This window comes from Termitidicoccus mucosus (assembly GCF_038725785.1).
Classification (GTDB): Bacteria; Verrucomicrobiota; Verrucomicrobiia; order Opitutales; family Opitutaceae; genus Termitidicoccus; species Termitidicoccus mucosus.
The window spans coordinates 1,579,922-1,595,208 of sequence record NZ_CP109796.1 but is presented as its reverse complement, the minus strand read 5'-3'; the positions used below and the strand labels follow the sequence as shown (position 1 = coordinate 1,595,208).

4 protein-coding genes and 1 pseudogene are annotated in these 15,287 nt (G+C 63.7%); all 5 read left to right on the top strand.

The window, feature by feature from the left end:
* Positions 1–256 precede the first annotated feature (256 nt).
* A pseudogene (locus OH491_RS05335) lies at positions 257–6,022 on the top strand (putative Ig domain-containing protein); the annotation flags it as partial.
* Between the two features lie 274 nt (positions 6,023–6,296).
* Positions 6,297–9,452, top strand: coding sequence for a TonB-dependent receptor domain-containing protein (locus tag OH491_RS05330; protein WP_342750901.1), 3,156 nt, complete (start codon positions 6,297–6,299; stop codon positions 9,450–9,452).
* A gap of 405 nt (positions 9,453–9,857) precedes the next feature.
* The gene (locus OH491_RS05325; RefSeq protein WP_068771974.1) at positions 9,858–12,572 is read left to right on the top strand and encodes an autotransporter outer membrane beta-barrel domain-containing protein; all 2,715 of its coding nucleotides are present in this window, start codon (positions 9,858–9,860) and stop codon (positions 12,570–12,572) included.
* Between the two features lie 78 nt (positions 12,573–12,650).
* The gene (locus OH491_RS05320; protein WP_068771975.1) at positions 12,651–13,217 is read left to right on the top strand and encodes a hypothetical protein; all 567 of its coding nucleotides are present in this window, start codon (positions 12,651–12,653) and stop codon (positions 13,215–13,217) included.
* Between the two features lie 64 nt (positions 13,218–13,281).
* Positions 13,282–15,027 carry a hypothetical protein gene (locus OH491_RS05315; protein ID WP_068771976.1) on the top strand — a complete coding sequence of 582 codons (1,746 nt, stop codon included), beginning with the start codon at positions 13,282–13,284 and terminating at the stop codon, positions 15,025–15,027.
* Positions 15,028–15,287: the final 260 nt, after the last annotated feature.

The window sequence follows — 15,287 nt, the reverse complement described above, 5'->3', positions numbered from 1 at the left end:
CATAAACAACCCCGCCAAATTTATCGTCAATTCCGGCACCGCGAAATTTCTCGGGGCCGGAATTCGCACAGGCACCCAGGACTCGAACCCGGTGGAAATCCGCGTCAATGGCGGCGAGTTCTTCGCGGACACCGTCAACGTGCAGCGCAACACCGGCAATACCAACGGCGGCAATATCAACGCCGGCTTCATCATAACCGGGGGCACGTCAACGCTGGAGAATGTTTATATAGCCAGTGGCAATTCGTGGGGCAACATGACGGTTTCGGGCGGCGACACCCTCGTCACGGGGACTTTCGCCGTCGGCACCGGCAACTCCACCAGTCGCGGCGGCAGATTGCACGTGTCAGGCGGGCGCCTGACCGCAACGGGGACGGATGGCCTGATGATGGTAAGAAGCTACAACACCGTCAGCCATCTCACGCTGGCCGGCGGCGTCACCACGTTCCCAAAAGTCAACTTTGGTTTTGATCCTGCCGCCGCGACGACGGGATCGGCCACTGTGACATCGGGATCAATCCAATTCGCCATGAGCGGCAGCGCGGCCCTTTATATCGGCGCCGGCGGCATAGTGAAAAACGTGCCCGGCATAAACACGGCGCTCGTCACCTTTACGAGCGGCACCCTCGGGGCCGACGAGTCCTGGACCCTGTCGGGGTCGGGGGCGCTTATCATGCAGTTGCCCGCCGCAAATACAAACAATGCCGTCATCCGCGCCGCCGACGAATTCGGCGTGGCGCACGACATCACGATCGACGCCATGCTCAGCGGCGCGGGCGGTTTCACGAAGACCGGCGGCGGCATGCTGACCTTGAGCTCGACGGCCAACAGCTTCACCGGCGAAATCAGGCTGCTCGGGGGCGGTCTTCGCGTGACCGGGCAGGTGGTCGGCAATCCGGGCATCATGACAATCCCCGCCGCGGCCGGCATGGGCGGCTCCGGCACGATCACCCGCGGCCTGGCCTACGCCGCCGGCGCGACGCTGCTCGTGGATGTTGACCAGGTGTCGGGCGTGATGGCCGGCATCAATGTCACGGGCGGCGTGAACCTCGGTGGCACGCTCACGGTGAAGCCGATCATCCCCAGGGGCGCCGTGCTGGAAAGCGGCACTTACCCGATCATCAGGACAACGGCCGGCGTGAGTGGCAACCCGGTCGTAACATGGGACTACTCGGGACCTCCCGGCACGGTCACCTTTGCCCGGTCGGCGAATAACCTCGATTACCTGGCGACAGTCGCCATGGACCCGCTTCAGGCGCCCGTCATCACCAGCGCGCTGGCCGTCACGGGCACGGAGAGCCTTCCGTTTTCCCACACCATCACGGCGGACAACTGGGCGATGACTTATGAGGCGACGGGCCTGCCCGCGGGGCTTGTCCTCGACCCATGGACGGGCGAGATCAGCGGCGTGACCACGTTCTACGGCACGGCCAACGTCACCATCAAGGCCGTGAACCGCGCCGGCGCCGACACGCGGACGCTTGTCCTTACCATGGACGAGCGGACGCCGGCGGGAATCCCGGTGATCACCAGCGCGGCGAGCGCCAACGGCACGGTTGACCTCAGCGGCACGGCGCCGGTGGCGTTCAACTACCAGATCACGGCGAGCAATCCGCGGATATGGGGCTACGGCGCGGCGCCGCTGCCCGCCGGTCTTTCGCTCGACCCGGCCACCGGCCTCATCAGCGGCACGCTCGCCGGCACGGGCACGACCGTCATCACGCTCAGCGCCACCAACATGCTCGGCACGGGCACCGCCGGCCTCACGCTCTCCGCCTGGGCCGTGCCGGTCATCACCAGCCCGACCACTGCGCTGGGCATGATTGACACGCCGTTCAGCTACCAGATCACGGCCGACAACACCCCCACGTCGTTCGACTGGGGCGGGTTCCCGGATGACATCTTCGTCATCGACAAGACAACGGGCGTAATCACGACCACGCACACGGCGTTTCTCATCACCACGGGAAGCGTGGGCGCAAAGAACCACGCCGGCACCGGCTGGGCGCCGCTGGAAGTGGTGATCGACATCCCGCAGCCGCGCATCACCAGCGAGCCGATTGTTGTCCTGCGCCTGGGCCAGTCGGTGGATTACCAGATCACCACGACGCGGCCGGCCTCCAAATTCTATGCCAACCAGGTGCCCGCGGGCTTCACGTTCGACGAAAACACCGGACGGATCACCGGCACGCCGTCCGCGCCCGGCACGATTTACATGGAGCTTGCCGCGGAAAACGCCGTGGGCCTGGGCTACCCCTTCACCCTCAAGATCGTCACCTACGGCGACGCGCCCGCCGGCGCGCTGGTCTGGACGGGCTCCGCCGGGCTGTCGGGCACGACCGGTGTCACGGGCACCGCGACTTGGGACCCGCCCATGCAAAACTGGAGGATGGGCAACACCCCCGCCGCCTACACGGACGGACAGGATTTGTATTTCGACGACTCCTCGACCGCAGGGCGGCGCATCATCATCGAGAGCGGCACCTATGCGCCCAATTCGATGACATTCAACATCTCCGGGGCCGCGCTGACGATTCAGGTGTCGGACACGGCCTCCTTTGGCGTGAGCGGCACGCGGGAGATGCGCCTGATAGGCACGGGCACCGTGGGCATCGCCGCCCGCGACGCCCGCGGCTGGGGCGGCGTCACCCGCATCGTCTCCGGCGTTTACAAAGTGGACGACGGTTTCCAGGCGCAGACCGGTACGCCCAGGACCGGCGCGATGATATTCGAGGGCGGCTCGCTGCTCTTCGACCCGTTGAACAGATCCAGGATTTATTTTGAAAACTCCCTCGTCGTGCCGGGCGGCATCTACGCGCTCATGGACCTGCGTTACGCCTACTCGTTCAACAGCAACCTGGAAGGCTCCGGCACCTTGGAGCTCAGGAACACGAACGCCCAGAGCGCCTACCACGTATATAACGGTGAGAATTTCAACGGCACGCTGATCCTTAGCGGCAGCGGCCAGGCCACGCTGCCCAGCTCCAACTCGTGGAACTTCGGCACGAACCTCGCCAACACGACGCTCACCATCGAGGAAAACATCAACATGCGCCCCACGACCAACTCCGGCGGCAACACCGTTTACATCGGCGCGCTCGCCGGCGGCAGTCCCGGCGCCGCGCTCAATGGCGGCCTGAACGGCCCGACCGGCAAGCCCAACAGCATCTACCGCATCGGGCGCAAAAACCTCGACACCCACTACGCCGGCTCCATCGGCGACTGGACGGTCGGCGCCGCCACCACGTATAACAAGGCCGAGCTCATCAAGGAGGGCGCGGGCATGCTCACGCTCTCCGGCTCGCACAACTACATCTTCCCCACGACGGTCGCCGCCGGCGCGCTGCGCCTCACCAAGACGGGCCGTTTCGCGAGTCTGGACTCCACTGCGGCGATCACGGTCAACCCCGGCGCGGCCTTCGGCGGCGCGGGCGCGGTCGCGCCCAACGTCACCTTCCAAGCCGGCGCGGTGCTCCTGGTCGATGCCGATCCGGAAACCGGCGACCTCGCCGGCCTGTCCGTCAGCGGCCTGGTGCGGTTCGAGGGCGGCGCCATCGAAGTCCGCCCCGTCGTCACCGGCAGCGGCAGGATTGCCAACGGCGTTTACACGCTGCTCTTCGGCGAAAACGAGTTCGCCGGCAGGCCGCAACCCGTCTGGACGTATCCCGAGGATCCGCTGCTCCACGTCCAGCTCGAGTATGTCGACAGCAACCGCCTCCAGGCCACCGTCACCGGCGGCGCGATACCGGTGCCGAAATTCACCGGCCCAAGCCGCGCGGACGGGATGGTCGGCCAGCCCTTCTCCTACACCATCGAGGCCACCAGCGATCCCGCCTCGCCCACGCAGATCACCGTGGAAGACCTGCCCCCCGGCCTCACCTTCAACGCCGCCACCGGCCTCATCGGCGGCACTCCCACCCAAGCGGGCTTCTATGATGTCGATGTGGATGCGGGCGGCGTGCCGGCGCCCGACCATTACCCGCTGGTCAAGGTCACCCTCGGCAACGCCAGCGGCGACATCGTGAAGAAGCTGGCCGTCATCATCTATCCCGCCGCCTTTCCGGTGGCGGTGCCGGTGATCACGCAATTCAACGCCACTCCTGTGACCGGCACCGTGGCCGCGACCAGGAGCCGGCAGATGACGGTGCAGATTGTTGCGACCAACCTCCCGACCCGTTTCACCGCGAGCGGCCTGCCCAACGGCGTCACGGTCAATGCCGACGGGCGCATCTCCGGCATTCCCGAGGTGCTGGGCGACTATGCCATTCCCGTCACCGCCTCCAACCTCGCCGGCACCGGCTCGGCGACGCTGCACCTGGAAGTCACGCTCCCGCCCCCGGTCATCATCTCGCCGAGCGGCACGATCGCCATCCAGCACAGGCCCTTCTTCTACCAGATTGCGGCCACCAACGAGCCGACCGGCTACTGGCGCTCGACCTTCTATGAGACCACCGATCCCTTGAGCATCACCGGCGCGGCGGTGAATTATATCACCCTCGACGCCGCCACCGGCCTCATCACCGGCACCTTCCCGAACGTCGCCACCGCCGGCACCGCGCCCCTGCTGGTCACGGGCACCATCCGCGCCGACGGCAGGACCGGCAGGTTCTCCCTCCCGCTGACCATCACGGTCAACCCGCCGGAGCCGGTGGTCACGAGCGGCACGGAATACCTCGGCATGGTCGGGGTGCCTTTCACCACGGTCATCACCGCTTCCAACATGTATCCGGCCTACAAGCCCGGCTACGGTGTCACCAACATCCCGCAGGGTCTCAACGTCAGCCGCGCCAGCGGCGAGATCACCGGCACGCCGCAGGCCGCCGGCGCCTACGACGTGGCCCTCGTCGCCACCAACATCACCGGTGCCGGCGCCAGGCAGGCCCGCTTTACTATCAGCGCCGCCTCCTTGCTCGGCACCCTCGCCGGCGCCGCCGGCACGTCCGGCGATGCCGACGGCCCGGCCACCGACGCCCGTTTCAACGCCCCCGCCGGCGGCATCGCCGACCGGCACGGCAACCTCTACATCGCCGACACCGCCAACAACAGCATCCGCAAAATCGCGCTCGACGGCACGGTTTCGACCCTTGCCGCCGGCCTCGGCCAGCCCTCCTCCCTCGTCATCGACGCGGCGGGCACGACGCTCTACGTGGCCGACACCGCCTCCGGCGTCATCAAGAAAATCGACACCGCCACCGGCGCCGTCACCACGCTCGCCCTCACGGGCTCGCCCGCGCTCAACGCCCCCCACGGCCTCGCCCTCGACGCCGCCGGCAATCTCTACGTGGCCGACACCGGCAACCATCTCATCCGCAAGGTCGATCCCGCCACCGGGTCCATGACCACCGTCGCCGGCGCCGGCGCGGCTGGTTCCGCCGACGGCACCGGAGCGGCCGCCGGCTTCAATCAGCCCAAGGGCCTCGCGCTCAGCGTCGACGGCGCCCGCCTCTACGTGGCCGATACCGGCAACAGCACCATCCGCGACATCGTGCTCGCCAGCGGCGACGTCACGACCCTCGCCGGCGTCCCCGGCGCGCCCGGCAGCGCGAACGGCGTCGCCGCCGCCGCCCGCTTCAACACGCCCGAGGGCCTGGCCGCTGACAGCGCCGGCGTGCTCTACGTTGCTGACACGGGCAACCACACCATCCGCTCCGTGGACCCGAAGACCGGCGCCGTCATCACCTTCGCCGGCGTGGCCGGACTCTCCGGCAACATGGACGGCAACGCCGTCAATTCCCTGCTGACCGCCCCGGGCGGCCTCACGATTGATTCCAACGGCGAAATCTACGTGTTCGACACGGGCAACCACACCATCCGCGTGCTGCAAGTCGGCCCGGCCATCGTCACGCCGCCGGAAGACCAGCCCGTGACGCTCGGCGCCACGGCGACGTTCAGTGTGATGGCCTCCGGCGGGCCGCTGCCCACCTACCAATGGTACAAGGACGAGCAGATCATCCCCGGCGCGACCGGGCCCTCGCTCACCGTCGAGGACGTGCGGCTTTCCGACGTGGCCTTCTACCGGGTCGTCGTCACCAACCCGCTCGGCTTCCGCTCCGCCCGCGCGTATCTCTCAATCTCCGATGCCAGCCCGGGCAATCCGGACGACGTCGGGGGCGGTGGTGGCGGCAGTGGCGGCGGCGGTGGCGGTGCGCCCGGCCTCTGGTATCTGCCCACGCTGGCGTTTCTCGTCCTCCTGCGTCGGTGCCGGCGCCGCGCAGGCGGTGAGGCCGGAGGGCAACGGCGCCATCACGGGTCGCATCTCCAACAAGGCCACCGGCCAGTATCTCTCCAACGCGGTCGTGACCGTCCCCGGCACGAGCATCCAGGCCATCACCGACGCCAACGGCTACTACCGCATCGAAAACCTCTCCCCCGGCCCCGTGCGCATCACCGCCAGCTACGCAGGTCTCGACGACATGAGCCGGGAGGTGGTCGTCACCTCCGACGGTCCGATCGGCGCCGACTTCGACATGACCGCGCAGGTTTACCTGCTCGAAGCCTTCACTGTCGCCGGCGAGCGCGAAGGTTCCTCGCGCGCCTTGCAGGAGCAGCGCGTGGCGATCACCCAGAAAGCCGTCTTTGCCGCCGACTCCTTCGGCAACGTCGTGGACAACAACATCGGCGAGCTGATGAAAAATCTCCCCGGCATCACCATCGATTACGACGGCGAGGACGCCTCTTCCATGCGCATCCGCGGCATGGATCCCGAGTTCGCCAACATCACCCTCGACGGCAACGAGGTCGCCTCCATCGGCGACACCGGGAGCCGCGGCTTCAACCTCAAGTCTGCCACCATGCAGAACATCGAGAAGATCGAGATCAACGCCGCCCCCACCGTTGACCAGCCCGCGAACACCATGGGCGGCCAGATCAACATCGTCACCAAAAGCGCCCTCCGCCAGAAGGGCCGCCGCATGATGTTCACGAGCAACCTCAGCCTCAACACCGCCGAGCTTAATTTCGACAAGACCCCCGGCGGCGGCCGCACCCCCGACCGCAAGATACAGCCCGGCTTCAACTTCTCCTGGAGCGAAAACTTCAGCGATCTCTTCGCCATTGCCTTCGACGTGGGCTTTTCCCGCAGCTACCGCTACAACAACGAATACACCGTGCCCAGCGGTTATAACTACGACACCCACTCGCTGGCCACGACCGGCAACGTCGTCACCAAGGACACGACGGGCACGGTGAATTCACTGCAATGGCGCGAAAGGAGCGGCAGCACGGAAAGCCGCATGATCTCGCTCAACCTCGACTACGAGCCCTGGGGTCCGAATCACTCCTTCTTTTTGAAGACCTCCTACAACGACTACCGCGGCCTGGGCGCCTATGATCGCTCCATGCGCGTCACCGCCGGCTCGCACGACCCAAGCTCGGACCTCTACAACATGATTTCGCCCGACGGTGTCTCGGTCAGCATGAGCAACAGTGTGAATGCCGCCGACACCCGCACCTACACCTTCAACGCCGGCGCCAAGCACCAGTTCGGTTCGCTCAAATTCGACTACAACGGCTATTACAGCCGCGCCGAGACCAAGCCCGGACTGGATGACAATTACAATATCTCCTACATCACGCGCGGCCTCGGCATGAACATCTTCGACCTCGCTGGCAATGCCACCGGCCGGCTTGTCCAGACCGCGCACAACGGCCAGTCCCTCATCCTCCCCTCCGACCCGCGCAGCTACCAAAACCTCGACAACTACAGCGAGCTCACCCTCAGCCAGGACTTCAACAACGGCGTGGATGAAAAACTGGGAGCCAGGTTCAGCGTCGAATACCCAACCTCGATCCGCATCCCCTTCACCTCCCACAGCATCCCCGTCGCCCTGTCGGCCGGCGCCAGCTACGGCGAGCAGTCGCGCGCGCAAACCAAGCACTGGCGCAGCCACAAGATGACCGGCGGCAGCACCGAGCCGGGCTGGACCTCCGCGCAGCCCGGCCTCGTCCAGTTCTCCGACCCCTATTTCAGGGACTCCTGGGGCTTCGACACACCCATCCCCACCTGGGTCAGCCCCTATCTCGTCAACGACTACTACGCGGCAAACCCCGACGCGTTTTACTCCCAGGAACAACATGACGACCGCGGGCACGTGCAGACTTACACCGTGATGAGCAACGACAAGAAAAACACGGAGTCCACCACCGCCGGCTACGCCCGGCTCGTCTTCCAGCCCGTGCCCACCCTGTCCGTTGACCTCGGCATCCGTTATGAAGTTTACAAGATAAGCGGCAGGAAACCGGAATTCCTCGGCATGAGAACCAATCGGAACGTGGACGGCTCGGTCATCACCTCCACCAGCGTCGAAAACATCTACAGCACCGACAACCCGAACAGCCAGCGCAACCCCACCCGCGAGAAAAATCTGGTGCCCGTGCGCGATCCCGTCACCCACGAGTTCATCCGCTTCGACGAGGTGGACAATCCCTATTACGGCATGTATGACCTCGCCGACCAGACCGCCGCCCTCTTCACGACCACGCACTACTCCCATACCTTCGACGGCGAATACTTCCCGAACATCCAGGTCAAGTGGACGACGCCCATCCGCAACCTCACCGTCCGCGCCGCGCGCACCCAGGGCATCGGGCGTCCCAGGCTCAGCCAGATAACCGCCGAGACCACCTACAATCAAAACGGTCGCACCCTTGAGACCGGCAATCCGAACCTCCAGCCCCAAAGGTCGGTGAAATACGACGTCTCCATCGACTACACCACCTCGAGGGACGGTGAAATCCGCCTCTCCCTCTACCGTCAGGACATCAAGGATTACATCCACCAGGAGACCACATTTTTCGAGATTACCGACCTGCCCGAGATGGTGGACAACACGGATGTGTTCTACTATGACGACATCGCCTACTTTCCCGTCCAGATGCGCACCGGCATCTGGAGAAACGTCAATTATTACAACAGCGGCCGCGGCCAGAACCAGGGCTTCGAAATCACCTACCGGCAGCGTCTCGATATCATCCACAAGAGCCTGCGCGATTTCAACTTCTACGGTGCCTTCTCCTATGCCGACCCCACGATCGAGGCCTACCGCCACACGATGCGCGCCCCCGCCGCCGGAAACCTGACCGCGCAGACCAAAGCCGAATACCAGGCCAGTCCCATGGCTTGGGTGACGGTGCCCATGTCCGGCATCCAAAAACGCAGCGGCACCCTCCGCCTCGCCTACAACGGCAGAAAATTCAGCGGCAGCATCGCCGCCTTCTGGGTGGACAACTTTGCGCGAGGCGTGAAGACGGACCCCTACCTTGAAATCACCGAGCAGAACGCCTACGTGCGGTTTGACCTCAGCCTTACCTACAAGCTCAACAGCCGCTGGCGGGCCAGCCTCGACTGGCGCAACATGACCGACGTCGGCGACGATCGCAAAATCATGGACCGCACCGGCGGCTACTTCACCTCCGGCATGGTCATGAACCTCAGCCTGAGAGCCGACTTCTGACCACGAACCAAAACCAGCCATTATTTTTGACAGAAGAAAACAAAGATAACCAAGAAAACCATTTAATAAAAAGTATTCTTCGTTCCATTCGTTTCCTTCTGTTCAATAAAAACCAACCATCTTTTTAGACAGAATGAACAAAATGAAACCTCCATTCCGTCCATTTTATTAAATTCTGTTCATTCTGTCTAAAAATAGAGAACCAATAGAATAGCCCGCGGAACACACGGAAATAATAAATATAAAATTCTTTCCGTGTATTCTGTGTGTTCCGTGGGCAATAAAAACCAACCATTATTTTGAACAGAAGGAAACAAATGACGCCAAGAAAACCATAATAAAAAAATGTATTCTTCGCTCCCTTCGTTTCCTTCTGTTCAATAAAAAACCATCCTTTTCCATAACATGAAACTCCTCGCCAAATCCCTCCCTCTCGCCCTCGTCCTTTTGTCGGCGGCAGCCATTCGCGCCCAGCTCACCCCCGTGCCCGACCATTTCACCGACTGGACGGGCGCGGTGGACAACAACTTCTTCAATCCCGGCAACTGGAGCACCGGCGTCGTCCCCGACGGTCCCACCGTCGCCGTCCGCCTGCCCGGCGATAGCGCCATCACCAACAAAAACATCGTCGCCCACCACGGCGGCGCGGGCGACAAAACCATCCAGCTCTACAGCATCCAGACCGGCGCCAACAAAAGCTACACCATCGAGTTTTCCGGCAACGACGACGGCATGCTCATCATCAACCCCGTCGGACGGGGCCTCACCTTCGACGGCTTCATCGGCAGCACCCCGGAGGTGGGCCGCTCCCTCGACATCACCTATCCCGAATCCACCGGCGATGCCTCGACCCGCCTCGCCGCGTATTACAAACTCGGCAAAAACACCCTTCTCACCTTCGACGGCTCCTATGCCGGCCTCCGCATCGCTGAAAACGGTCTCGCCTCGGGCATCTTCACCATGACGGACAACGCCCGCATGGACCTGTCCAAGGCCGGCGACATCCCCTTCGTTTACGAAGGCATTGTCAACGGCGCCCCCGGCGTCGTCACCTATACGCCGAACCGCCAGGCCCAAATCTACATCGGCGGCCTCCTCGAAACCGGCCCCAACACCTCCATCTATGTCGGCGGACGCTATGTGAACCTCAACGGCAAGCTGACCACCGGCCAGGTGAGCATCATGGGCGGCCTCTTCTACCACGACCAGTCCGACCAGACCGCGGCCAACGCGATCTGCGACGTGTATGGCGACATCACCCGCATGACCGGCCAGGTCAACTTCGAGGGCGACGGGCGCGCCCGCTTCCGCATCAACGCCGGCGTCCAGTATCTCGTCGAAGGCGTCCACAACGGCGGCATTTCCACCCGGAACAGCGGCGCCACCATCGGCGGCAGCGGCATCATCAACGGCGCGATCCAGGTGGCCGAGGGCGGCATGCTCACCGTCGGCTATCGCGAATCCACCATCGGCAACTCCCCCGACACCCCGCTCACCATCAACGCCACTTCGCTCGAGCTCAACGGCAGCCTCTCCCTCGACCTCGTCACCGAGACCGTGCACGACCGCCTCCTCGTCAACCTCTCCGGCACCATGCAAATCCGCAGCCCCGCCACCGTTGACCTCGTCGCCACCCCCAACGCCCGCTTCGCCAACCTCGTCATCAACATGGCCGACACCTTCCCCCGCCTCGTCCCGCAGCCCGTCAGCTACGAAATGATGACCGTCAACATCGACACCGTCGCGAGCGGCACCAATCCCTTCTTCGTCGGCGACTTCAGGGATGTTGACGAAAACGGCGACGTCACCCGCCAGAACGTCACCCTCCCCGCCAGCCTCTCGCTCAAAACCTCCTGGGAATGGCAGGACACCTACGAATACAGCCACACCTACGCGCAGGACCTGCTCAAACAGCGCGTCCTCGTCGTCACCGTCGAGCAAACCCCCTTTGCCGAAGTCAAGGACGCGCGCACCGGCGAGCCGCTCCTGCGCGGCAACCGCCTCGCCGTCGCCCAAAAAGTGGACGAGGTTTACAACAAGCTCGTCAACCCCGCCACCGCCGCGAACCCCGACCCGCAAGCCCGCGCCGCCTACATCCCCCTCTTCGAGTCGCTCAACTACCAGCCCTCGATCATCCAATACACCGAGCTGCTCGACCAGCTCACCCCCGGCGCCTACCAGCCCTGGTTCCCCTCGGCCGTCGTTCGCACCAACTCGCTCGTGCAAAGCCTGGAGGACCGCCTCTATCAGGACGCCTCCTTCAAGCGCAAAAAAGGCACCGTCCAGGCGTTCCTCGACGGCTACCGCCAGGAGGCCTCCCGCGGCAAGGACGACCTCGCCGCGTATTCCAACTACGGCATCATCGGCACCGTCGTCGGCGCCGATTACGCCATCCGCGAAAACCTCGTGGCCGGCGGCTTCATTGGCTATGAGGAAACCGAGTTCGACCTCGACACCGCCGGCGGCTCCTGCGACGTGGACAGCCTCACCTTCGGCCTTAACGCGCGCTACCTCCTCAACGAAAACCTCCAGTTCAACGCCGTCGCCTTCTACGGCGCCGACGACTACAAATCCTCCCGCACCGTGGCCATGACCGGCCTCGGCACCTGGGCCGGGGCGGACACCAGCGGCACGCGCCTCGGCGCCGCCGCCTCGGCGGCCTACACCTTTCGCCCCGCGTGGTTCGAAATCACGCCCGTCGTCGGCCTGCAATGGCTCGACTGGGAGGCCGACGCCTTCCAGGAGCGCGACGGCGGCAACGCCAGTCTTTATGTGTATAAGCAAAGCGCGACCTCGCAACTGGGCAAGGCGGGCGTCCGCATCGCGCGCAGCTTCCCGTTGAAGCACGGCCTGCTGCGCCCGTATTTCCACTACTCGTGGCTGCACGAGTTCAAGTCCGACCGGCGCACCCTTGACTACGACCTCTTCAGCGACGTCCTCCCCGATCCGCGCCGCCGTGTCGAGGCCCCCGCCACCAACGCCAACGGCTGGCGCCTGGACTTCGGCGTGGACTGGAACCCCGCGCGCGACGTGCGCGTGAGCCTGCGCTACCAGTCCGAATACCGCGGCGCCGCCAACGAAAGCGTCGGCCTCCGCGCCGCCGTGAATTACACGTTCTAGTCCCGAAAATTGCTTCCGTTCACCTCGACGCGACTCGATTTGTATCGGTGCGCGTCGAGGTGAGTCAAAATACTCTCCATGCAAAAACAACATCCCGCCCTCTTTCCGCTCGTGCTTGCTGCGCTCTTGGTCGCCGGCTGTGCGACCGCGGGAAAACACAAACAGGTTGATCCGGGGACCGGATACATTCCGACAAACTCCGCCGTCGTCGCCACCGTCGTCAAAAGCGAAAAAATCGACATGGCGAAATACCGCGACCTGATCCTCACGCTGGGCGGCACATTCTTCAGGGACCAGACGATCGCCTTCGGCTGGTTCACCACCGTCGTGGACGGTCACGATATGGAGAAACTTTTGATAAAGGAAAACAAAGCCGGAATCGCCTACGATTTCGCAAATCCCGCCTCTTGGAAAAGAATCTCCGGCAATTACAAACCCTTCCTCGTGCTGAGGCCGGATGAGCGCGTCGCGGACGGCAAAAGATACATCCAGCTGAAAGCCTGCCAGGCTGACACGGGTGACGAAGTCTTCACAGCCGAGGTGAACATAACATCATTTTCCGGCATCATGACCGGCGCCAATGACAGGAATGTATATTATCCATTATACAATGCGTTTATAGGTTGGGTAAAAAGCAACGAGTAATGTGGAGCCGCATCCAGTGCCGCATAAAACATCCAGCCTGAATTATTCAAACCGCCCGGCCATTATGAAAACAATCCCGTCCTGTCTGCTCTGCATTCCCCTGCTTTTGGGAACTGCGTCCACGCAGGTGCTCCCTCCAGCGAACGACACGGTGCCCATAGGCCCCGTCGTCGAGATGGAACCCTATGTTGTGAAGGACGACCGCATCCTGCCGAACCCTGAACAGTGGCATTATGCCAAGGTGCCGGCGCTCGTCCTCACGCGCGGCGACCGCCAGATCATCGCGCCCGGCTACGAAATGCTTTCCAACCTCAACTCCAGCCAGACCAGGACGCTCGTCGAGGAGTTGCAGTTGCGCCAGTTCGCCGCCACCTACCTCTGGCCCATGCTCACGCAGGCCCTGCCGCGCACGCCCGTTTACGTCGTCGTCGATATCAACCAGCAGCACTCGGCGCCCCGCCAGTTTGTGAAATCAAGCGACACATGGGAGGGCGATCCCATCGTGGCGACCAACATCGAGCCCTCGCCGGGCAGTTTCAGCAGCTCCAGCGACTTTGCCGCCACGGGCGCGCAGCGGTTCGCCGCCGAATACGGCCTGAGCCGGATGGATGACATTAACACCGACACCATGGTAATGAGCGAAGACATCACCCCGGAGGAAGAACTGATGCAATCCAGCAGCCGCCAAGCCCAGCGATATGAGCGCGACGAAACCGTCGCGCGCCCGCTGCCGGACGGCTATGTCGAGCTGGCGATGAACGGCGGCCCGCTCGCCGCGCTCGTCCGCGCCGGCGAGCCGCGTGCCGGGTTGGGACGCCCCAGCGAGGAACGTTTTGCCGCCACGCTGAGCTACGAATTGAACCTGTTCGCGCTCAACTCGCAGTCGCAAAAACTGCCCGGGTGGTTTGTCCGCGGCCTCGGCAGCCTTCTCGGCAGCACGCAAGTCTCCCGCAAGCTGATCCAGTTCGCCCGGGTCAAGGAAGACCTCGCCGGACGCGGGATGCCGAAACTCTCCGGGCTTCTCAAAAAGGAGGGCGCGTTTACGGAGGAAGAGGCGCGGCTCGCGTCCCTGTTTGTCCACTACGGACTTTTTGGCGACAACGGCAAATACTCCGCCCGCTTCATGCAATTCGTGAATCATCTCGCAAGCGGCGGGGAACCGACCGACGCCATGTTCAAGGAGGCATTCGGCAAGAGTATGCGCACCATGGAAACCTACCTCGCCGCCTATGCGCGCGACCTCGCCTTCTACAAGAGCACGGACTTCAAGGGCGACATTCCGCCGATGCCGGCGCCCGTGTACCGCGAAGCCACGCAGTCGGATGTCGCGCGCATAAAGGCCGAGATGCATGTTTCGCAGGCAAACCCGGGCAAGGCGCTTGAAGAACTGCGCACCGCCTACTGGCGCGGCGAGCGCGCGCCCGCCATGCTGGCCCTGCTCGCCACATTGGAACAGCAAATCGGCTCCGAGGCGCGCGCCCGCAAAATCCTGAAGGCGCTGCTGGGATTGCCCGCGCCTCCGCCCCAAACCTACATCGCCGCCGCGCGCCTCCAACTCAATGATGCGCTCGCCGCCAAGCCTGCCGGCGCAAAACTGGCCGCCGAGGAAACGTCCGCGCTGATCGACACGCTCAGCGGCGCGCTCGCCGGCGGACTCACCACCGAGGATCTCTGCGGCACGCTCGCCGAAGTCATCCTCAAAAGTGACACCCGCCCCGATGCCAACATGATCGCTTTCCTGCGTGAAGCCGCGAAACGCTACCCGAGAAACCAAACCATCGCCGGGGCGCTTGCCCCCGGTCGCAACTGACGGGCGCAAATCACGTTATCGAAACCATGATCGGTCAAAATACCTTGCAACGCGTTTTGTGTTGATTGCCGCTTCCCTCATGGCCGCGCCTTTCCCTCTTTCGCCCGACGCCATCCAGGCCAAGGCAGCCCCCGGGAAAAATGTCACTGTCATATGAGTTGAGTCCGCTTCATCGGCCTTCGCCGTGCTTCGCCGGAGAAAAATACCTAATATTGGAGATGCGCGACGGCGGTGCGGTTTTGATAATATCATGACAACAG

Bases quoted from the DNA above. Each gene is read 5' to 3' on its own strand.
- OH491_RS05325 (WP_068771974.1), top strand. From the start codon at position 9,858: ATGAAACTCCTCGCCAAATCCCTCCCTCTCGCCCTCGTCCTTTTGTCG.
- OH491_RS05315 (WP_068771976.1), top strand. From the start codon at position 13,282: ATGAAAACAATCCCGTCCTGTCTGCTCTGCATTCCCCTGCTTTTGGGA.
- OH491_RS05320 (WP_068771975.1), top strand. From the start codon at position 12,651: ATGCAAAAACAACATCCCGCCCTCTTTCCGCTCGTGCTTGCTGCGCTC.